18 protein-coding genes are annotated in these 21268 nt (G+C 44.5%); 3 read left to right on the top strand and 15 right to left on the bottom strand.

What is annotated here, in order from left to right; genetic code table 11:
* Positions 1 to 153: 153 nt before the first annotated feature.
* Positions 154 to 729 (bottom strand): TetR/AcrR family transcriptional regulator, encoded by a 576-nt coding sequence (locus tag NSQ50_RS15835; protein ID WP_076223704.1) that lies wholly within the window; start codon positions 727 to 729, stop codon positions 154 to 156.
* A 206-nt stretch (positions 730 to 935) separates the two neighbouring features.
* On the opposite strand from NSQ50_RS15835, the gene NSQ50_RS15830 reads away from it, so the two are divergent.
* Positions 936 to 1958, top strand: a complete 1023-nt coding sequence (locus tag NSQ50_RS15830) for an MBL fold metallo-hydrolase (RefSeq protein WP_076223701.1) — start codon at positions 936 to 938, stop codon at positions 1956 to 1958.
* 199 nt (positions 1959 to 2157) lie between these two features.
* Here NSQ50_RS15830 and NSQ50_RS15825 read toward each other — a convergent pair whose 3' ends face one another.
* The 6 genes from NSQ50_RS15825 to NSQ50_RS15800 form a co-directional block, all read right to left on the bottom strand.
* On the bottom strand, positions 2158 to 2781 hold the full coding sequence (locus NSQ50_RS15825; RefSeq protein ID WP_143760499.1) for a hypothetical protein: 624 nt from the start codon (positions 2779 to 2781) through the stop codon (positions 2158 to 2160).
* Positions 2782 to 3164: 383 nt separating this feature from the next.
* Positions 3165 to 4892: a thiol reductant ABC exporter subunit CydC gene (gene cydC / locus NSQ50_RS15820; protein WP_076223697.1), complete on the bottom strand. Its 1728-nt coding sequence runs from the start codon at positions 4890 to 4892 to the stop codon at positions 3165 to 3167.
* The gene (gene cydD / locus NSQ50_RS15815) at positions 4889 to 6733 is read right to left on the bottom strand and encodes a thiol reductant ABC exporter subunit CydD (RefSeq protein ID WP_076106652.1); all 1845 of its coding nucleotides are present in this window, start codon (positions 6731 to 6733) and stop codon (positions 4889 to 4891) included. The genes cydC and cydD overlap by 4 nt, the downstream gene beginning before the upstream one ends.
* A 68-nt stretch (positions 6734 to 6801) precedes the next feature.
* Positions 6802 to 7818: a cytochrome d ubiquinol oxidase subunit II gene (locus tag NSQ50_RS15810; RefSeq protein WP_076223695.1), complete on the bottom strand. Its 1017-nt coding sequence runs from the start codon at positions 7816 to 7818 to the stop codon at positions 6802 to 6804.
* A complete protein-coding gene (locus tag NSQ50_RS15805) occupies positions 7815 to 9179 on the bottom strand; it encodes a cytochrome ubiquinol oxidase subunit I (RefSeq protein ID WP_076223692.1) in 1365 nt (454 codons plus the stop codon). Before NSQ50_RS15805 ends, NSQ50_RS15810 begins: the two co-directional genes overlap by 4 nt.
* A 565-nt stretch (positions 9180 to 9744) precedes the next feature.
* Positions 9745 to 11592: a hypothetical protein gene (locus NSQ50_RS15800; protein ID WP_052097061.1), complete on the bottom strand. Its 1848-nt coding sequence runs from the start codon at positions 11590 to 11592 to the stop codon at positions 9745 to 9747.
* Between the two features lie 80 nt (positions 11593 to 11672).
* On the opposite strand from NSQ50_RS15800, the gene NSQ50_RS15795 reads away from it, so the two are divergent.
* Positions 11673 to 12308, top strand: a complete 636-nt coding sequence (locus NSQ50_RS15795) for a TetR/AcrR family transcriptional regulator (RefSeq protein ID WP_212592203.1) — start codon at positions 11673 to 11675, stop codon at positions 12306 to 12308.
* Positions 12309 to 12390: 82 nt separating this feature from the next.
* On the opposite strand, the gene NSQ50_RS15790 is transcribed toward NSQ50_RS15795, so the two are convergent.
* From NSQ50_RS15790 to nikB, 8 genes are all read right to left on the bottom strand, one after another.
* A complete protein-coding gene (locus tag NSQ50_RS15790) occupies positions 12391 to 13380 on the bottom strand; it encodes an alpha/beta fold hydrolase (protein WP_076099138.1) in 990 nt (329 codons plus the stop codon).
* Positions 13381 to 13636: 256 nt separating this feature from the next.
* Positions 13637 to 14386 carry a class I SAM-dependent methyltransferase gene (locus tag NSQ50_RS15785; protein WP_076223690.1) on the bottom strand — a complete coding sequence of 250 codons (750 nt, stop codon included), beginning with the start codon at positions 14384 to 14386 and terminating at the stop codon, positions 13637 to 13639.
* Between the two features lie 7 nt (positions 14387 to 14393).
* Entirely contained in the window at positions 14394 to 15146 is a 753-nt protein-coding gene (locus NSQ50_RS15780; RefSeq protein ID WP_076223687.1) for a class I SAM-dependent methyltransferase, read from the bottom strand.
* Positions 15146 to 16819 (bottom strand): nickel ABC transporter substrate-binding protein, encoded by a 1674-nt coding sequence (locus tag NSQ50_RS15775; RefSeq protein ID WP_076099141.1) that lies wholly within the window; start codon positions 16817 to 16819, stop codon positions 15146 to 15148. The genes NSQ50_RS15780 and NSQ50_RS15775 overlap by 1 nt, the downstream gene beginning before the upstream one ends.
* 18 nt (positions 16820 to 16837) lie before the next feature.
* A complete protein-coding gene (locus tag NSQ50_RS15770) occupies positions 16838 to 17686 on the bottom strand; it encodes an ATP-binding cassette domain-containing protein (protein ID WP_076223684.1) in 849 nt (282 codons plus the stop codon).
* Positions 17687 to 17723: 37 nt separating this feature from the next.
* Positions 17724 to 18509: an ABC transporter ATP-binding protein gene (locus tag NSQ50_RS15765; protein ID WP_076223681.1), complete on the bottom strand. Its 786-nt coding sequence runs from the start codon at positions 18507 to 18509 to the stop codon at positions 17724 to 17726.
* The gene (nikC, locus tag NSQ50_RS15760) at positions 18506 to 19342 is read right to left on the bottom strand and encodes a nickel transporter permease (RefSeq protein ID WP_143760498.1); all 837 of its coding nucleotides are present in this window, start codon (positions 19340 to 19342) and stop codon (positions 18506 to 18508) included. Before nikC ends, NSQ50_RS15765 begins: the two co-directional genes overlap by 4 nt.
* Positions 19343 to 19374: 32 nt before the next feature.
* Positions 19375 to 20319 carry a nickel ABC transporter permease gene (nikB, locus tag NSQ50_RS15755; protein ID WP_256715538.1) on the bottom strand — a complete coding sequence of 315 codons (945 nt, stop codon included), beginning with the start codon at positions 20317 to 20319 and terminating at the stop codon, positions 19375 to 19377.
* A gap of 275 nt (positions 20320 to 20594) precedes the next feature.
* Between nikB and NSQ50_RS15750 the strand changes: the two genes are divergently transcribed.
* Positions 20595 to 21257, top strand: coding sequence for a hypothetical protein (locus NSQ50_RS15750; RefSeq protein WP_326058545.1), 663 nt, complete (start codon positions 20595 to 20597; stop codon positions 21255 to 21257).
* Positions 21258 to 21268 lie beyond the last annotated feature (11 nt).

Here is a 21268-nt window from a genome sequence, read left to right as displayed (position 1 = left end):
CCTAGAAAAAAATGGGCTTAATTTAATGAGTCTGTTTTTATATAATGCATCCACGTATTTTATTTTCCATTACTAAAAACTACATTCATGAACAAAAGTCATCCTCCAGCGTAAGTTTAGACTTCTCATTAAATAAATCAATAATGCTTATGACTAGGCCAAAATTCCTTTAACAAACAATGAGACACTATGCTTGTAGAACTCTTCCTCGGTGACAAATTGGGATTGATATTGCCGGTGAATCAGCTCGCTCATCTGAAATCCGTAACACATCGAGAGAAAAGACATTGCTACAAGACGCTCATCCTGCCTGGCGATAACTTTTTTCTTCTGCAAGCGTTCAAAATATTCAACCAGCAAGGAGTGAAGCTTCGCCGGCGGATCGGCCAGCACTCTGTCTAATTCGGGAAGCATTCCTTTGTCGCGGATACCAATCAAAATGATGTCCGCATTTTTATGGAAGAACAAACGGTACTGCTGACTTACATTCAGCAGATCGACTTCCGGATTATCGGTCGCTTCCTCTTTTAACAGCTTCTCAAATTGCGGAATATCCGAATGTCTTTGAATGATGGCTTCCAATATCCCTTGCTTACTTCCGAATTGCCGGAAAATCGTAGATTCATTTACTTTAGCTTCCGTTGCAATGGTTTTGGTGCTTACTCCCCGATAGCCATTCTTTTTGATGAGCTGTGTCGCGGCTTCAATGATTCTGTCTGAAGTTTGCATTGTATTTCTCCTTTTGCATATGTTAAACCTATTCTACTACAAGTTTTGCAGTCAGGTACCACTTGCGTGAGCATGCTCTTTTACTATCATATCGCATAGAATAAATGCAAGCAAGTGCTCGCTTGCATTTATTCTTTTCATTCTCTATAATAATGACTTAGTCAGTATGCCTTATCCTAAAAACATATACGTAAAGGAGAATTTTTATGAAGTATGGACGTATTATCCAAAAACCTCGCGTTAAATTTTTTGAAGTCGCAGATGGTGTCTTTGCTGGTATTTCGCCGTATCGTGGGATCAGTTGGGCCAATGCCGGATTCATCAACAAGGGTGATGGGTTGGTGTATGACACGTTCTTCGATTTGTTCCATGCGCGGGAAATGCGGGAGGCTTTTATGGAAGTAAGCAACGGCGACTCTCCTGCATATGTGGTGAACTCGCACTATAACAGCGACCATGCCTGGGGAAACAAAGTGTTTGAAGATGCTTGTATTATTATGCACAAGGAAGCCTCCAGAGAGCGTCTCACCGAAAATATCGCTTGGATGGACAGCGTCATCAGAAGAGGAAAGAATTCTCCGGAATCGACTCCGGGTGAGCGGTTTTTTGCAGCGGAATTTGAAGGATTCGACCTGGAAGGCGTAGAATGGGTGCTCCCGAGTATTGAGATAAAGGACGATATCAACATCCGTCTTGGCGATACAGAAGTTATGATTCACAACGTAGCTCCAGCCCATTCTGATAGTGACTTACTTTTGTGGATGCCAAAAGAAAAAGTGCTGTTCGCTGGCGATGTCGTGTTTAATGGTTGTACGGCATACAGCGAAGAGGGAACCCTCAATTGGGTTAAAGTGCTTGATCGCATTATTGATGAAATTAAACCCGAAATCGTTGTTCCAGGGCATGGCGCCATTTGCGGCTTGGATTTCGTGAAGGAACAGAGAGACTACCTCTTGAACCTGATCAGCGAGTTCAACAAGCATTACAATGATGAAATCGATTCCTTGTCCCTGACCAAGCAAATGGAGATTTCCCGCTTCCTTCATTGGATTCAGCCAGAACGCTTGTATGTTACAGTGGATATCCTATTGAAAAGCAAACGAGGGTTACCACCCCTTCCAATTTGGAACGAGGTGCCTGCTAAGCTGGAAGACATGAAAGCTTTTTTGGCTGGAAAATATGACAATCAGATCAAGCCATGGGACCCTATGAGTGTTTGGCAAGAATAGCAATTTACAGCTAACCTATGAAAACAAAAGAACCGCCCTGTCGCAAATGATGCGAACAGCGGTCGTTCTTTTGCATTGTTCCACGGAATTAAAAACGGTGCTTAGAAACGATTATGATAAAAAATGGAGAAGGACTATGACTTACTAGAGGGTATCCCCTCATTTGGATTGGAGAAGATTCCCGTTGTTGTTGGACTTATTATTCCAAATAACCTTCGGCAAGTTTCATCAAGGTTTCTTTGCTTACCTTATTCAAGTCTCCTTGTATAGTATAGGCGTATTTCACCTTTTTGTCTGGGCTCTCGTATACCCATTTCAGCTCGTGCCACTGCGAAGGACCAAATTCTGTATGCAGCATTTCTACACCCTTCACTTGAACCTTCTCCTGCTTAAATTCAACTTTCTCGTCAATATACGATGTTGGGTCGCTTTTCCCGCTCAGATTATTGATCATAACCCCGATTTTATCTTCGCCATTTTGATACGTAACATTGAGAAGAGAAAACTGATCTGTCATTTCAACAGACATCATTGCATAGCCCTTATTGGACTCTTCCGCCTGTTTTCTCAGCTTTTCTGCCATTTTCTTCTTTTCTTCCGAAGAAGGAGGATTCACTTCCTGAGCATTTTTAAAGATTACGTCCGCCTTTTGGAAAGTATAATTTCCATTGATGTTGTCTGCGATCTTAATGGATTTATCCGTAATCTTATCGCGCAATTGAGATGGATTGTAGAAGATAGTCAACTTCGTTCCAAGATCTGTTTGATGATTCGGGTTATTGGCAACCATATAAAACAGCCCTGCTTCCCCGTTCTTTAGCACCTTTTCCTTAAGTTCAAAAAATGCCTTGAAACGATCTGCCTCATCTTTCGATTCTGTTTTTACGCTCTATACAACGAAGAGCTCGACCCAAAATGTGACAGCAATAAAGATCATTACAATCTAAATCGAGCTTCGCAAGGAGCTTGTGTGGCCCTTTTCCGTTGGAATGTTTGTCCTTTTTTCGCCATAAAAATATCCCCTCCAAGTGTCACTCGAACCTCCATGATAACATGCAGGTTTTTTCGAGTGTCTACTTGAAGGGGATAATACCAAACAAGATCAACCTTTAGTTATTATCTTAACCATTTTTTGAATCAATCGTGCATAAACCATCGGAATCTGAGAAGTGACATTTGCAACAAGTTGATGTGTTTGGTCTATATTTACACTTCAACTTCTCCGATCATTTGCTGTTCGATTTGTTTCATCTCATAAAAATAGCCTTTTTGCTCCATCAACTCCGAATAGGACCCCGTTTCGACTACCCTGCCTTGGTCCATGACCACAATCTGGTCCATCTCTTCCAATCCGGTTAGCCGATGACAAATCAGGAGAAGCGTATCATTAGCCGCCTGTGCGTAGAGATGCTTCAATACGTGATGCTCTGTCACATAATCCAGCGATGAAGTTGGTTCGTCCAGAAGCCATACCCGTCCTTTGCGGAGCATCGCTCGCGCCATAGCCAACCTCTGCTTCTCGCCGTCTGACAGATTCTCCCCTTTTTCATACACCATATCGGTCAACGATGTATCGGGCAGCTGCATTTTAGCTAGCACATCCAACAATTGTTCGTCAGCGTGTTCTTCTCCATTCAGCAGCAGGTTGTCCCGAATCGTTCCCCGGAAGAAATGACTTTGCTGAAATACCACATTAGCCGTTTGCCAAATGCTCGTCTCGTCCAGTTCCTTCACCGAAATACCGTTTAATCGTATCTCGCCAGCCGTTGGTGTTCGCAGTTTGAGCAGCAATTCGATAATTGTTGATTTTCCTGACCCACTCGGCCCGACTATTGCCGTTTTGGAGCCAGGTAAAATGTGCAGGGACATATCCCTGAGTGCCGGTCTCCACTCCCTTTCATATTGAAATGTAACATTGGATAGTTCCATCGTAACAGCATGATTAACAGGCAATGTGCCACTTGGTTGCGAAGACTGCTCATCAAAAGTCTGAACTGTTTCCGTCAGTCGTTTGGCTGCGTGTTCGCTATCCTCTTTATACGCGGGTAATGTGGCCATAGCCGTCGCTTCTTCAAATACGGTTTGTGATGCCATAACCAACATGGCAAGAAATACGCCTGCAAGCGCTCCTTCCATAATTAAATAGGCGCCGAGCGTCAGCACTCCCCAGGAAACGAGAAATGTAACAAAAGTGTGCATCGATTGCCCGCGCAGCAAGTGCCCGGCTGCTCGTTGCTGTTCAGTTGCTAATACAGCGGAAGCATGCTGAAGCTGCTCCTCCCGCTGTGCCAATTGACCATATACTTTCAAATCCCGGAAACCGTACAACACTTCGGTAACTTCCGTGGACAGCTGCGCCCTCTGCTCACGAACGCGTCCATGTGTTCTCCGCTGCCCGAGTAACACAATTCCCGGTACAACGAATGCCGTTACCAGCATACCTATTACAAACAAAACGGCAATCCAGATCGAAAAGGTAGAAGTAAACAGCACCGTAGCCAAAAATACCATGACGACCATGATCGGAGGATAAGCGACTCGCAAAAAATAATTTTGCAAACTTTCCACATCCCCAACGATCCGCGCAAGCAGATCCCCGCTTCGATTTTTGTTCAATATACCAGGAGTTAAAGGAATAAGCTTGGCGAAAAAGGATGTACGTAAACGGCTAAGCATGGAGAAAGTCGCCCGGTGAGAATACAAGCGTTCTCCATAACGACTCGCCGCCCGAAGCAGACCCAGCAGTTTGACCATGGAGGTGAGTACAATTAAAGTATAAAGCGGTGGCGCAAATACCGTTTGTGAAATCAGATACCCGCTCGCAGAAAAGAGTGCCACACCGGCTATGCCGGCAATAAATCCACCCAAAATCGAAAGAATGATATCCTTGCGCTCCTGAATCATCGCCTTTGACAGAACAGCCAGTTCATTCATGAGGATATCCCCCCTTTCCGCTCTACATCAATCATCTCGGCATACTGAGGCAGGCGCTCCAGAAGCTCGTCATGTCGTCCCGAGTCCACCAACACTCCATTGTCCATAAACAAAATCTTGTCGGCTTGTTGAATCGTATATAATCGGTGAGCCACCGTAATCATCGTAGCCGTTTTTGCCAGTTTGGCTATGGAGCGTTGCAGTACCCGCTCGGTGTGCAAATCCAGTCCAACTGTGGGTTCATCAAACAAAATGATAGCAGGACGCTTCAAAAAAGCGCGTGCTAAGGCAAGCCGCTGCTTTTCCCCACCAGACAGTCCCCGGCCTCCTTCACCAACAAAGGTATCAAATCCATGCTCTAATTGGGCTGTAAGCGCAGCGAGTCCGGCTTCCTCCCCCGCCCGCTCAATTTCAGCTCTGGAGATGTTTCCACCAGCACCAATCGCAATATTTTCAGAAAATGTGCCTGCAAAAATATACGGATGCTGTGTAATGTAGCTAACATGTTCGAACCATTCGGTTTCATCGTATTGCGAGAGTGGACTTCCATTCACCAGAAGCGTACCCGATTCTGGTTTCAGCAGACCGGCAATGAGATGTAGCAAAGTCGTTTTGCCGGAACCGCTTTTGCCAACAATCGCAATGTGTTCTCCTGGGCTAAGCTTGATCCGCCCCGTCTTAAGCTCGAAAGAATCTGGAGCATACTGAAACCGAAGTTGGTCAATTACGATAGACGGTGGTATTAAAAGGTCTCCAGAATGGGCAAGTTCCAGTTTGCTTATTCTGTCGGTCCTATCCCCGACCTTATCTATGCTGTCGATCTCGTCGATTCCATCGGTTGTTAATGCTCCTTCAATGCCATTAGCGTCCCTGCTCTCCCCTGCCGTTTCCTCAAGCATCTGTTCCACCTTACGAACCGCACCCATACTTGTCCGGCCGCTGTGAAAGGCTGTTCCCGTATTCTTTAACAGGTTGTAAAACTCGGGAACGAGCAGCAAAACGAAAAAGGCAGTGTGGAACGTCATAGCTTTGAAAACAAGCAACTGGATGGCCAGTTCGAGAGCCACAATACCAATGCTTAGCATCACGATTGATTCCAGCATGAAGGTATTCGTAAACGCAATCTTCAAAATACCCATCGTGGCATCACGATAACCCAAGCTACTGCGTTCAATCTCCTGTTGCTGACGGTGAGCCCGTCCAAATATTTTCAATGTCACCAGTCCTTGAAGAGAGTCCAGAAACGTCCCTGAAAACTCAGCGAGTTGCGCATATTTTTCTTCGGATTTGTTCTTCGTTTTCAGCCCTACCAAAATCATGAACAGCGGGATGAACGGAGCAGTAAACAATAGAATGAACCCCGTGTTGGCATGTTGGATAAATGTAACGACCAAAATCAGAACCGGGATGATAGCAGCTTCCATCATACGCGGCATGTATTGACTGAAATAACTATCAGCCTCATCCACAGCATCCAGAGCAATACTGACCTTCCCTCCCGTCTGTCCACTAAGGGTTGAAGGCATTGAAGCATGGGTCAAGTTTTGCAGCACGGCTGCGCGCATATTTGTCTTGGCAGCAGCTGCCATATGCAAGCCAACAATACCGTTTCCATAAGACAATAGTGTGCGTACAGCCATAATAGCCAGAAGTATACCGAGCAACAGGATAACCGATGAAAATGAAGCTCTCTCCACAAAAATCCGTTGGACTGCTTCAGCAAGCAGTCCAGCCTGACTCACAATAGCTATACCAAGCCCGAGCGAAATGATTGCGAGGAGAGCCATGTTTTTCCTTTGTGAAGACATTTGTTGAGAAATCAAACTGGATTTCCTCTTCACAGATCACACCTCCTTTATATATAGGCTTGTAGGGAAACCTCAAACATGCCGTAATGGATTAATCAGCTTTATTTTTTCCCTTTTACATAATCCGCATCAAACAGGAAGAGTCTGAAGACCAGAATAAGGGATGGGATCAACAGGCATAGACCGCCGATAAACACAATAACTAATGCTAAGCCCATTGCCGGTGAAGTTGCACTGCTCTGAATCGTGATATATGGATCAAGAATATAAGGGTATTGCCCAATTCCATAAGCGAAAAAGGCACAGAAAAATTGCAACATGACGCATATAAAAGCTAATCCGTAACGGCGTCCGTTATATAATAGCCACATCGCGATCATGAAGAAAGCAACGGAAAGTGCCAGCAACCACCATAAATCCATCATATTTTGAAAATGCCGCTCATTGTGTTGACCCAAATAGATAAATGCTGTAAGTGCGAGGATTATCGTCGGTGTGCTCCAAAACAGGGCGTAGTTGCGCATCAGCTTCAACGCGGAATGATCCTCTGCCCGAGAAGCGTAAAATGTCAGAAATGAGCCGCTAATGAACAAAACGGACACAATTGCCAGTCCAACGATACTCCACGATAACGGATTGGTGAACAGCGTCCAGTAATCCAGAGAAACCGTCTCCCCCTGCTTCACGATAAAGCTGCCTTCAGACAAAGTTAGCGCCACTGACAACGATGCTGGAATAAGCAAACCTGTAGCTCCGTACAAAAAAAGATATACTATGTTTTTCTTGGAACCGTAATTTTCAAAAGCATAGAATGAACCGCGAATCGCAAGAAGAATCAATGCAATGCTTCCCGGAACAAGTAGCGCGGAGCCATAATAATAGGCTGTGTCCGGAAAAAAACCGACGATGCCAATGTAGAAAAAGATAAAAAATACATTTGTAATTTCCCAAACGGGTGATAAATAACGCGAAATCAGACGATTAATGAGATGATCCTGCTTCGTTAAACGGGCATAAAAGGCGAAGAAGCCCGCTCCGAAATCAATGGAAGCTATAATTAAATAGCCGTACAAAAACAGCCAGAGCACCGAGATGCCAATCAATTCGTAACTCATCATTCAGTGCCCCCCTTTTCGGTAGAATGATTAGGATGATCCTTCATCCATTTCTCCATCTCAGCTTCTGCCGGATTATTGTTGAACAAGCGTCTTAGCACGATTACACACATACTGCCGAGTACGATGTACAAGAGCAATAAGGCGAAGAATATAATTCTTACATTCGGTGAAGACGTGGCAGCCTCCTCAACACGCATATATCCACGGATAATCCACGGCTGTCTCCCGACTTCTGCATAAAACCAACCCAGCTCAACAGCCAGAAAAGCGAGGGGGGCGCTCAGTGCGATGATGCGAAGCATCCACTTGTTAAGCTCATTACGCTTTTTCCAGAACACAAACAGAAAATATAGGAACGAAATCGCGAGCAGAGTAAATCCGATTCCGACCATTAAATCAAACAGATAATGAACGAGAAGTGGTGGCCATTCTTCCTTGGGGAATTCCTCGAGCCCCGTCACCTCTGCATTAAAGTCTCCAAAGGCCAGGAAGCTGAGCAGCTTCGGAAGATGAAGAGCCCCTAGAACTTCATGCTCTGCATTCAGCCATCCCAATAGAACCAAATCCACCCTGCTACTCGTCTCAAAATGCCACTCTGCCGCTGCAAGCTTCTCTGGTTGATGCTCGGCCAAAAACTTGGCGGACACATCACCGGCTATCGTGTTCAGCAAACCGAATAGTAAAACGACCGCCATCATGAGATTTAAAGATTTTTTGTGGTATGCGGACACACCTTTTCTCAGCATCGCGAAGGCTGCAATCCCGGCTAACAAGGCAGCTCCTGTTAAATAGGCCGAGCTTAATACATGGAACACTTTGGAGAACGTCGCCGTATTCAGCATCGCTTGCACCGGGTTAATCGCTGTGAATTGGCCTGCTTCCATGACAAAGCCTTCAGGCTGGTTCATGAATCCGTTCACCGTCGTAATAAAAACGGCAGACATGCCTGCCCCGGCGACAATCGGTATCGTCAGCAGCCAATGGGTATATGGATTTTTGAACCGATCCCACGTATACAAATAAATGCCCAGGAAGATAGCCTCGAAAAAGAACGCGAACACCTCCATGAATAACGGAAGTGCAATGACATTCCCAGCCAGTTTCATAAAATTCGGCCATACCAGGGCCAGCTGTAGTGAAATCGCTGTACCGGTCACAACACCAACCGCCACAGAAATGACAAATCCTCGAGACCACCTCTTTGCCATAAGTGTATAATGGGGGTCTTTCTTCCGGATCCCGATGAACTCTGCTATAGCGATCATTAGCGGTATACCGACGCCAATCGTCGCAAAAATAACGTGGAACCCGAGAGTCAAGCCTGTCACTAGCCTGCTCCATAGCACCGTATCAATTGCCATTCTTTACTGCTCCCTTCAAAACTCTGTTCATTTTTCGTCTTAAGTTGATACTTATGATTAGGCCCGCTAACTGTAGGCTGCATTCAATATCAGGTTTAGCAAGGCTCAGCGACATCGTTTCCTGTTCGTTTTAGTATGACATTCCTCGTTCTTTGCTATGTAAAAAGAGAAATATTTCACAAAGCAAGAGTTGGCGAACCTGATTTACCTGTTACTGAGCAGTCAAATTAATAACGTGGCCTAATAATTAAAGTTATCTTATCTTAAATTTTAAGTATTTCAATCATCGACATCTCTTAATCCCTAAACGTTCAAGAAAGGGACAAATCTTTCTAACAACTCAGTGAATAACACAAAAAGCACCCGAAGGAGCTATTGATTGATTAGCGTATATGTGATGTCACAAGTTTCCTCCTACTTTGATGCTAACAAAAAAACGAAATTTTCCCATTTTAAGCCGTAATATACCCCCTTTTTGCAACAAAAAAACACTGACTTAAATCATCAGTGTTTTTGAATTCAAGCTAATTTCATCTTCGTCATGACAAATCTTGAACTGCCACCATCATTTAGTACGACCGTAGAAAAAAGAATACCCATCTGACTTCCCGAGTTTAGTCGTCTCCGTTCCGTCCACTAGCTTGACCGCTTTCAGCAACGATACAATTTGCGTATGCATTAGCTTTGCATCAAATTTGTCCATCTCTCTGTTGTCACTATCCACGAGCAGATAGTCGGGCATTGGAATGAATCCAATCACCGGTATCCCTGCTTCAAATAAGGGCTGACTCTCTCCAAACTCAAACTTGTTATGTCCACGCAATAATACAGTACGTGTGCTATCTGTCTTTTCAATAGCCTTCAGCCAAATGGCTGCCATCATTTCATTGCCTGCATACGTATATTCTGTACTTATTTGTCCAGTTGGACCATAATGACCCGTATCATCGTCCTTCCACTCCATGCTGCCTAAATGCTCAACCGTAATTCCAGCTACAGCTTTTAAATGACCATTCTTGCCATCCCACAGCTCTCGATGCCCCTCCATCCAGGTGGAAGTTGCCTGAGAGGACCCTTTGAACTCCGGTAATCTAAAATGTCCTGTCACAAAAGCGAAAATCATCGTACGTTCCGGCTGCTCCTGCTGTAAGTAACGAATCATAGACAGCATGCCCACAGCGCCATTCTCCTCCACTACATTTATCCCATCCGTATGGGTATTTACGATAATCGCTTCGTCTTTATTCTTACCGTCAATTTTCACATAAAAGGATTCTGTTGGGGCATCTTTTTGAATTTCCGCTTCTAAAATAACCGTACCTTCTTTATGCTCCTGAGCTGCGCTGATCACCTTTTTCCCTTCCGTTTCATTAACCCAGATTGCAGGGATTCCTGCATAATCGGTGGTAAAAGGCACATATTGCTCTTCAACCTTATCGTCAGATACCCCTTTCCAGACTAAAACAACAGCTTTTACGCCCATTTCCGTCGCTTGCTCCAATTTAGCTTCTTTTAAAGCTGTAGTGAGGACCAGATCGCCTTCATTTGGGGCAATTTGGTTGTCCATTGGAGATGAAGCCCGCATATTCATAACGATCCCACTTGGAAAATTTCTAAAATTCTCAATTTCAATGACAGCAATTTTTCCACTGGCCTGGCCATATTCACCACGCTTCGTATACACCAGCTCCCCTGTCACACCTTTTTCGTCAGTTTCCCCGGAATAGGGAAAAGCTGAAGAGACATGAATTGCCTGCTGATCAATCATTAAAGCACTGTTCTTTTCTTCCCATCGGTCAAAAGTATAGCGATCACGATATACTTGCAGCCCCATATCCGTTACCTGCTGCTCCAGCCAAGCAATAAACTGATTGTGACCCTCAGAGCCGGTTGTACGGCTTCCAAAAGAATTCATTACTTCAATATCTTTCAGCATCATTGCTGCAGAATCCAATTTACGTTCATCGATCGTCATAGCCGCATCAGCTGATAATGCCACAGGTGTTGTAATAGGTTTTGCATAGATTCCAATCCCCCAAAGTGCAGTAACGATAAGTGCAGTAATGCTGAATAACACTTTACGAACGGCTAGAAACGGAGTGACTCTTTTGCTCCCCGATTGCCCAAAGAGTCCTCTACATATGCCCGCTACGATCAGCAGCAGGATAGAAAGCGCAAGCAGCCAAAATTCTCTTGTTAGTAAGAATAGCCCTTCTGCCACCATCACACTAATAAAAACCACATGTACCTTCTCACGTTTCTTTAAGAGTAAAAAAGAGATGCCTAAATCTGCTAACAAAAAGATAATGGTCACGATCGAGATTACCGTTTCTTTGCCAATGAATACCGTAGCACAGAGTGCTAGGATCAAAAGCAGCACCGCTGACAATCGTCTATATAAGATTTCTAACATGACGCCCTCCCATTTTAACTAACGATTATTTTGACATTACATTTGTAATGCCTTATGGTTTTAGCATATTGAAAAGACTCATGAAAAACAATGAAACGAACATCAGAATGTACAAACGGAGGGAAAATGTCATCTCAAATCATGAATTATACAGTCCAAATACCTCTCAGCATCGTTCCAATAAAGAAACTAACCGTTTGACAAGAGAAGCCATCTGCACGGCATTAGTCTTCTTGATCCAGGAACAGTCTTTTAGTAAAATCACCATCACCGATATTGTGAAACGCGCAGGGGTTTCTCGAACGGCCTATTACAACAACTATTCCTCCAAGCAAGAGATCCTGGTGGATTTGGTCGATTCGCTTATTTTCGAAATTAATCAAAAACTCTTACCTTACACCAATGAATTAACAGGCAAAGCTAAAGAACCTCAAAAATTTATCAAAGTGCTTTTTGAAGTTATTTTTCAGCAGCGGAACATCTACAAAGCACTTCAAAGTGCAAAATTTGATCATGTAATTCTGGATTGCTTGAATGAAATGATGCTTTCTACTGCTCATGACAAAAGCGACGAGAATGTGTACCGAATATACTTTAAAGCAGGGGCCCTCTATAATGTTCTCCTTAAATGGATACAATCAGACTTTGCAAAATCCATTGACGAAATGACCAAAATTTGTCTTGAGGTATACCATACTCCAATGTCCCAGGAATAAGGTTTAAAAATCGTGTTTATAAATAAAAAAACAAAGAAACCACGGAACCAAGTTCGGCTCCGCAGTTTAATTATCAACCCTACTATTGAATTTGAATTTGTTTCATGTACTCTTTGAATGCCTCAGCGATTTCTTTATATTTTGTATGATGCAGATAATGTGAACCTTCCATTGGGATCATTTTGCCCTGTGCGGATTGTTTGACTTGCTCCTCATGCAGCGGAATCCACTGTTTATTGTGCTCGTTATTCGATTGAACGAAGAGAAGCAACGGCAAGTCATTTGGCATTGTGATTTTTTCTCCATTTTTGAAATTGGAACCGAGGTGGCTCAGTTCATTCATCAACGTTGGATTGGTCGCGACTTGATTCGAAATCAAACGCATTTGTTCTTTGGTATGCTCATCGAATGCAAGCGATTCATACGGATCTCCGCTCACTTTTTGGACCAATCTCATTAGACCTGATTTTTGAAGAAATTGCATGGCTTTCAAAGGTAATTTGACATCCATTCCGGGTTGATTGGGAACGCTGCTATCGATGCCGACAAAAGCAAGAACTTCATCCGGATATGTGTTCACATAGGTCGCTCCGTAAAGTCCCGCGATGGAATGTCCCATTAGAATGTAACGGTCTACACCCAGCTGCTGCAAAGCTTCGTGAACCTCACTTACTATATTTTCCGTAGTTCTTTCCTTCTCGGTTTCATCGCTCAAACCATAACCAAAAGGCTCGACCACTACGACTTTATAATTAGGGGTAATTTCATCGATCAGTAATTTGAAATCAAGAGCAGGCGTCGGGGTTCCTTGTCCCGGTAGGAGTACAACGGTTTGTTCTCCGCTGCCTTGAATAAGCACATTCATCTTTTTCCCATCCACATTGACATACTGGCCATACGATTCGATTTTCTTTTTCTCTACCCCGTCGCTGATTGCATCAACGATAAAAACGATGCCCATGAACAACACGAGCGCCCCTACAATACCTCCGATTATTTTTAACCATAGGTTCCGTTTCTTGTGGCTCTTAGTCCCAGTTGTTTTTATTTCCACCTTATTTGCCACGTTCATCTCTTCCCTTCCTTGTCCCTGTATCTGAAGTGCCGCCTTGACGACATATTCAAAGTGTAATCAATCAAGATGTACTCTTCGTGACGACAATATGAACGGAATATGAACAAGCCAAATAAGAGGTTTTAGATCAACATCAAATCGGAAATGAAATAATGTTCTTGTCCTTTACTCAAAAAGCAGCGCCTCTCATTTAGAGGATCGCTGCTTTTTATTGTTTACTTCATTTAATTATGTGTAGGTTCTCACTATTATATTATTTTTCAGCACAAATCATGAACATCGGTGTTGACCGGTTTAAGACTTGCTGTTTCTCATCCAGTACTTTGGCGTTCAAATTCTCTTCAGCAAAAATAGTGGTGAATCCTTCTTCCTTGAGAGTCCGTATATCCCATTCGGGACGCCACTCTCTGGTCAGTGGCAATACAAGACTCAGACGGTCTGTCTCCTCTATGTCCTTATGATGCGGGAGCTCACCAAAGCCCTTATCTACATAGACTTTCTGATCCTCTACTCGCTTTTGCTGCATCTCTTCGTCCCAGAGATGGCGATTCCAGTTGGCATCAAAAACCAGTAGCCGTCCCCCAGGCTTAAGTACTCTTTTCCACTCTTTGTAAGCTGACTGCGGATCGGTAAGGCTCCAGGTAACATTGCGGCACACGATCAGATCGAAACTCTCCGCAACAAAGTCAAGCTTGTGCGAATCCATCTTGCGGAAGGTAACGGTGACACCCTCCCGACTGGAGTGGGAACGTGCTTCTTCCAGCATATTGTCGGTACAATCGATCGCAGTAACCAGATGCCCGGCACTTGAGAGAATCACAGAGAAGAAGCCAGGCCCGCAGCCAATATCTAGAACCTGCAATCTTTCCTTCTGTGGTGCGTTAGCGAGGATAAGCTTCAGCCAGGCCTCCCGCTGGAATCCGTTCAGTTCCTTCTGAATGCCTTCGCTGTACAGCTCAGCTTCGCCTTCCCAATACATTTCCACCTCTTGTTGTATACCCATTTATCATTCACTCCTTCTTGGCAAGTATCATGAACCGGTTTACATTCTGGTAACCGTATTTCAAATAATCTAGCGGCATCGCACGGGCAGGGATAAAGTTTCGGTGAACATCTATGGTTCGGAACCCGGCCTGTTTCAGCGCTGTCTCGTCAGCTTCAGGCCGTAATACATTAACAAATGGCAACTCGCTTAGCAGGTTTTTATCTTGACTGCTTCGCTGGCGGATTCTTTGTTCTGTGAGCAGAATCAGCGTCCAGGACAAAGCATACCAAAGTTTACGGAATACAGTCTTGCTCTCTTTATACAAATAGTTGCCGTCAAAAATAATCAGAGTCCCGCCCGGTTTTAGAATCCGGTACCATTCAGCATAAGCCCTCTGTGGATCAGGAAGCGTCCATACTACATCCCTGCAGACCACTGCATCAAAGCTATTCTCTAGCTCCATATGCAAGTCGGCAGCATCAGCGACATAAGCTGGAACTTTGTATCCATAACTCTCAAAATTTCGTGAAGCTCTATCTATCATTCCCTGAGAGGCATCCACCGCTGTAGGCAGATGACCCATCTGTGATAAGAGTATGGAGAAAAAGCCAGGTCCTGTTCCCACATCCAGCACCTTTTGCTGGGGAGTTGTTCCCAACCCTTTAATAAGCAGTTGTTTCCAGAGGTTTATAGTTTTTTTACTGCGGAATTGAGTCTGTATGACTTTGTCATAACTCTCCGAGCTTGATGTCCAGTATTTCGAAATCTCTTTTAACATCATTTTTCTCCTATGTCGAGTAGATTCCAGAAGACCGGCATAAATGTGGAGTACCCCGGTTTAAATCCAGTCACTCTATTATTTACTGCCAAGATATCGTCAGGGAAATAAATAGCTGCAAACATAGCCTCCTGATACAATTTGGAAAAAATGGAGTCATATGCGGTCTGACGTTCCTGAATATCGGTTGTTCCTACTGCTGTGTCAATTTGAGATTCTAGTGCAGGATCAGACCATACCACAGCAGATGCATCAGCTGTTTTATGAAATAAGGAGAGCAAGAATGCATGCGGATTATAGGCATCGTCATAAGTCCGGTACATAATTAGATCATAGGCTTTGCTTGTCCATAAGGCATCGTAATAGGCATTCGGCTCTAGAACCTGAAGATTCACTCTAATGCCAATCTCCTTTAACTCAGACTGAACCAGTTCACTGATGGACTTCCATTCGGGATACTCAGCCTGCTGCAGCACGAAATTAAGCTCAAGCTGCGCTCCGTCCTTCTGTACCATTCCATCTCCGTCCGAATCCGTGTAACCGGCAGTTGCTAGCAGCTGCTTCGCTTCCAGCGGATCGAAGCCGTACCAGGTATTATTGGATTCCGTCACATAAGGAACCGTCAACGGGAACAGACCTTGGGCTTCACTGCCGATACCGTCCATAAGATCATCGACAATGCTTTTTTTATTAATTGCCAAATTGATAGCTTTGCGCACATTCAGATCTTGAAGTGCGGGCGTTTTGTAGTTAAAGATCATAAAATGAGAGTTTGTTCCTTGTGCTTTTTGCAAGGTCAGTGAAGAATCCGCTTCAATCACTGGCACGCTTTCGACCGGAATCTTTCCCATTTGTCCCCCGGCAATGTCAACATCTCCAGCTTGCAGCGCTAGTACTCTGGACTGTGGATCAGGGATTACCTTTAAAATAATTTTCGACAGCTTCGGCATTTCTCCCCAATAATTCGGATTTCTGACGAGTACGGCTTCCTGATCTGTTTTGTAGCTCTCAGCCATCCATGCGCCAGTTCCAATCGCTTTGATGAATTTACCCGTAATATCTCCTGCGGGTTCCACAGCGGAAGGGCTGATAATTCGGACCGGTCTTGCAAAGGATAACTCGGTTAAGAAGGGATAATACGCTTTGTTGAATGTCATTGTAATCGTATGTTCGTCCACAACAACAAGGGATTGCATCGCAGTTGCCACATTTAACGAATTGGCTGGATCCTTAATCCAGCGTTCGAAGGAGAATTTAACCGCGTCGGCATTAAACTCCGTACCGTCAGAGAATTTGACGTCATGGCGAAGATGGAACGTATATACTTTCCCATCTTCTGAAATATCCCAAGACTCCGCAAGCGACGGCAGTATTTCGCCTTTTTCACTATACTCCACTAATCCCTCATATATCATCGCGTGCACATTCATCGAACCATCATAGGCACCGGCATCCAATCGGTCTATACCGGCATCGGACGATATAGCAACAGTGACTGTCTTGTCCTGAGCTTCAGATCCTTGTGCAGCTTCATTATTGGCGGTATTATTGGCTCTAGCCGTAGAATTGCTGTTATTACTGTTACCGCAACCTGATATCACCATAACTACCACAAGAAGCATAAAGAATAACGATTTTGATAATAGGCTTTTTGTCTTAAGGTTCGTTCTCATTCTTGGTACATCCTTTCTCTACTTAACATCATAGGAATGGCTGGGTTGCCACTCTGTGCCCAGTCTCTTCTTCCTTAAGCGGGGGTCCTGCACGGGTACCGAAGAGAGTAATGTTCTTGTATAAGGGTGGTCTGCTTGCTGCAACATAGTTGCACCTGATTGCTTCTCTACTATTTCCCCTTGACACATCACTGCCACACTGTCGCAAAAACGATTTACAACTGACAAGTCATGTGTAATGAATACATAGGATAATCCCAGCTCATGCTTCAACTCCTGCAGCAGATCCATCATTTGCTTTCGCAGGGTGACATCGAGACTCGAGAAAGGTTCATCACAGATAATCAGCTCCGGCCGCAAGGTGATCGCTCGTGCAATTCCGACCCTTTGCTGCTGTCCACCGCTGAGTTCATGCGGATAGCGGTGAATATGCCGCCGTTCAAGTCCCACAAGCTCAAGTGTGTCTGCTACCGTGGCCCTGCGGGCTCCAGCCTTCCTCTCTCCATAGTTTCGAAGAGGCTCCCCGATAATCTGCTCTACCGTAAACAACGGATTAAATGAAGCCAGACTGTTCTGAAACACCATCTGCATCTTCCTGCGGATCATGCGCATTTCGCTGAAGCTCCAGTCCGTATAATCCTCGTTCCGGTACATAACTCTTCCGGAGGATGGTTTCTCCAGTCCCAGCAGAAGTCTGGCCAAAGTGCTCTTACCACAGCCACTTTCCCCCACTAATCCAAGGGTTTCGCCGCTCTCCAGACTGAGAGACAGGTTGTTGACGGCATGAACACTTCTGGCATTACGTGTGAACCACCCCCTTTCCATCCCATATTTCTTGTTTAGGCTTACCGCTTCCAATAACTTCAAGATCACCACGTCCCTGAAAAATGTAATATTACCGTTGTTATCTGCACTCCATTAAGTATTTAGTATAGGGATGCACGGGATTAGAAAAGAGTTCAAACACATTGCCTGATTCCACGATCTTCCCGGACTTCATCACATATACATAATCTGCAAGCTCCGCAACAACGCCTAGATCATGGGTAATTAATAGGATGCCGACATTGTTCGTCCATCTGATTCGGTCCAGCTCTTTAAGAATCTGGGCTTGAATGGTTACATCCAATGCCGTTGTAGGCTCATCTGCAATTAATAATTTTGCACCGGATACCAGTGCGATGGCGATCATTACTCTTTGACACATACCACCGCTAATTTGAAAAGGATATTTATTGAAAAGCAATTCAGGATCGCTGAGCCCTGCTTGCTCCATCTGCTTCATGGCAAGTAATCTTGCTTCTTTTCCCGACACCCGCTTATGCAGTTTAATCGTCTCCGTGATCTGCCTGCCAATAGTAAGTACCGGATTCAGCGCGTTCATAGGATCTTGAAAGATTACGGCCATTTCTGTTCCCCGAAGTTTCCGTAACTGACGGCTGGAGCACTCACGAAGATTGTTACCCTTAAGCCAGATTTCTCCACTCTCAACTAAGCCTGGAGAATCTAATAATCCTAATATGGACATTGCCGTAACACTTTTACCGCTGCCGCTCTCGCCTACAAGTGCGACAATCTGCCGGGATTTCACCTCGATACTGACATCATCAACTGCCGTAACTTTATAACTGCCTGTGTGAAAGCTGGTGCGTAAATGATTGACCTTCAGCAGTGGAGACTCTACCATCATGTTCTGGCCCCCCACTTCACTGCAGAATCGAAAACACGCTCTGGTTGTCGCAAGCCTTCTCCCAACAGATTAAAGCCCAGAACCGCCAGCATGATCATCATTCCCGGAAATAGCATCAACCGTGGCTCCGTTTGAATATAGGCACGGCTGTCGTTCAGCATTACTCCCCATTCCGGTGTAGGCGGCTGAGCTCCCAAACCCAGAAAGGACAAACCCGCAATGGAGAGCATAATCGTACCCACTTCCATAGATGCAAGAACCAGAATAGGCCGGGCTGCGTTCAGCAGAATATGCCTGGAAATAATTTGTAAATGAGAAGTGCCTGACGCTTTGGCCGCTGTAATATATTCACTTTCCTTGATTTGAAGGACCATGCTGCGTATCACTCTGGCATATCCCGTCCACCAGACAGCAGCAAATGCGATTAGCAAATTCTTCATACTGGGACCTAGCATGGCTGTAATCGCAAGGGATAGGATTAAGCTGGGAAAGGCTAGCAATATATCTATGATCCGCATAATCAAATGATCGATCTTGCCGCCAGCGTAACCCGCCAGTAAACCAACAGGGATGCTAATCGCAAAAACAACGATCAACACCATAAACGAATAATTCAGGGTGGTTCGGGTCCCATAGATTAATCGGGATAAGACACAGCGTCCCAGATGATCCGTACCAAGCGGGTATTGCCAGGAAGGCATAGCCAGTTTGTGTTCCATGTGAATCTGCAGCGGATCGGAAGGTGAAAGCCATGGGGCAAAGACTCCAACGCATATGAACAAAAGTACTATGCCCGCTCCTAACCTTGATCCCTTATTCTTAAATAAGCTAATACGAAATATGACAATCCGCTCCTTCTAAATCGTCACCGCAGCCTGATTCGCGGATCCAGCAGCAGATGTAATAAATCCACTGTCAAGTTAATCAGGACAACGACAACAGCCATCCATAATACGTAACCCTGAATGACAATATAGTCTTTCGCAAAAATCGCCTCAATGGCATACTTACCGATTCCCGGCCAAGAAAATATAGTTTCAACAATAACGGAACCGCCCAATAGCCCCGCTATGTTAACTCCAAGGAGGGTAAGACTCGGAAGAAGCGCATTACGAAGTGCATGCCGAATGATTATTCTCCATTCCTGCAGCCCCTTAGCTCTAGCTGCTGTGATGTACCGCTTGCCCAAAACGTCTAGAAGACTGGAACGAATCAAGCGGATGTAGACTCCTGCCATTCCAAATCCTAGTGTGAGGGCAGGTAGAATGACACTGGATACCCCATCCATTCCCATCACAGGAAATAGCTTAAACTTCACTGCACCATAATAAATTAGGAGCAGACTTAGCCAGTATCCCGGCATTGAAACACTGAGCAGTGCACATACTCTTCCCAGTCGATCAAGCAATTTACCCGGATATAGTGCAGATCCCACTCCTATAGGCAAGGCAATAAGAATAGCGGACAATACGGAGCAGGCACTGAGCAGTATAGTTGCCGGAAAGCGACTCATTAGCTCTGTGAATACTGGACGACCGCTGCTGTAAGATAGGCCTAAATCGAGATGGGACACCCGGTTCAACCAATGAAAATATTGCTTATGTACAGGACCATCCAGACCAAGTGCATGTCTGGTCACCTCAATAGCTTCCTGCGTGGGTTTAATGCCGTCAGCACGCAGCATGATCTCCGCTGGATCACCTGGCGTTAAGTGCATCAGCGCAAAGGTAATGCAAGAGATACCGAGCAGCACGGGGATGAGCTGCAATAAGCGTTGCAACAAGTATCGATTGATGGCATTCAACTCCAAGATCTTAATCGTAATAATTACGATTATAGCATAATCTTTTTAAATTAATAGTCTTAATTTGATTTATTTCATGTAGGACATAAAAAAATCAACCCATATTAAATGAGTTGATCTTTAAACATTTGGCCTCTGCACAGTCGCAACTTTTTTTTGCAATAATATTGTCAAATCCTTAATAATCATGTCATTATAAGTAGGTTCATATTAAAAATAACAATAAAGGAAGTGTGTATTTGAATCGGTTCAATTTAGTCCTCATCTATGTTTTATCCATCATGATAGCTTTTCTTTTAGGAATTTACGTGGCCCCTAGCGTTGAAACACGCTTGAATGGGCAGAATGTGGCAAGTAATCCCGTTATCGAAGAAATACCACCTAGTACCGCAGATAAAGCTGCTATTGCTGCTGAATCCAACACTACTGGGTCCAATTCTATTGAATCAGATCCTACTGAATCAGATCCTACTGAATCTTCACCTTCCCCGGAAGCCGTTGTCTTGGAAGATATGCCTTCGGACGATGATACCGGACCCGCCGGTGATGAAGCTGAAGATCTGCCAGCAGCAGATACCCCATCCGGGCAAGGGATTGGTGCGCCATTAGAATTCAAGTATAGTACGAACTCTGCCGATGCTGTTAAGTTGACCTGGGAAGCTGACAACTTAACCGGTAAAAGGATCAATTATTACACAGCTCACATCAGCACGTTTAATCCAGTAGGCGATCCTTCCAATGATCAGCTGAACGGCAAGAGCAGCTTTTCGCTTAAATATGTGGGGCCGGTTGAGCCCAATGATACTTTATTTATTTTCAGTGATTTTACATATCAGAATACAATACATACGATTATTATTGACCAGCTCACACTTCAATATGATGATGGTACTATCGAGACCTTCGACTATGGTTACGAAACTACCGATGATAGCGGCCTATAATCCATATGATT

Origin of the sequence: Paenibacillus sp. FSL R10-2788, from assembly GCF_038003885.1 — a bacterium.
Taxonomy (GTDB): domain Bacteria; phylum Bacillota; class Bacilli; order Paenibacillales; family Paenibacillaceae; genus Paenibacillus_AQ; species Paenibacillus_AQ odorifer.
This window is presented reverse-complemented; position numbering and strand designations above follow the sequence as displayed.

Excerpts from the sequence above, each read along its gene's own strand:
- NSQ50_RS15795 (WP_212592203.1), top strand. The coding sequence starts at position 11,673 with ATGAAAAACAATGAAACGAACATCAGAATGTACAAACGGAGGGAAAAT.
- cydC (WP_076223697.1), bottom strand. The coding sequence starts at position 4,892 with ATGAATGAACTGGCTGTTCTGTCAAAGGCGATGATTCAGGAGCGCAAG.
- NSQ50_RS15805 (WP_076223692.1), bottom strand. The coding sequence starts at position 9,179 with ATGGCAATTGATACGGTGCTATGGAGCAGGCTAGTGACAGGCTTGACT.
- NSQ50_RS15775 (WP_076099141.1), bottom strand. The coding sequence starts at position 16,819 with ATGAGAACGAACCTTAAGACAAAAAGCCTATTATCAAAATCGTTATTC.
- NSQ50_RS15785 (WP_076223690.1), bottom strand. The coding sequence starts at position 14,386 with ATGGGTATACAACAAGAGGTGGAAATGTATTGGGAAGGCGAAGCTGAG.
- NSQ50_RS15780 (WP_076223687.1), bottom strand. The coding sequence starts at position 15,146 with ATGTTAAAAGAGATTTCGAAATACTGGACATCAAGCTCGGAGAGTTAT.
- NSQ50_RS15835 (WP_076223704.1), bottom strand. The coding sequence starts at position 729 with ATGCAAACTTCAGACAGAATCATTGAAGCCGCGACACAGCTCATCAAA.
- NSQ50_RS15750 (WP_326058545.1), top strand. The coding sequence starts at position 20,595 with ATGATAGCTTTTCTTTTAGGAATTTACGTGGCCCCTAGCGTTGAAACA.
- NSQ50_RS15800 (WP_052097061.1), bottom strand. The coding sequence starts at position 11,592 with ATGTTAGAAATCTTATATAGACGATTGTCAGCGGTGCTGCTTTTGATC.
- NSQ50_RS15810 (WP_076223695.1), bottom strand. The coding sequence starts at position 7,818 with ATGATGAGTTACGAATTGATTGGCATCTCGGTGCTCTGGCTGTTTTTG.
- NSQ50_RS15830 (WP_076223701.1), top strand. The coding sequence starts at position 936 with ATGAAGTATGGACGTATTATCCAAAAACCTCGCGTTAAATTTTTTGAA.
- NSQ50_RS15765 (WP_076223681.1), bottom strand. The coding sequence starts at position 18,509 with ATGATGGTAGAGTCTCCACTGCTGAAGGTCAATCATTTACGCACCAGC.
- NSQ50_RS15790 (WP_076099138.1), bottom strand. The coding sequence starts at position 13,380 with ATGAACGTGGCAAATAAGGTGGAAATAAAAACAACTGGGACTAAGAGC.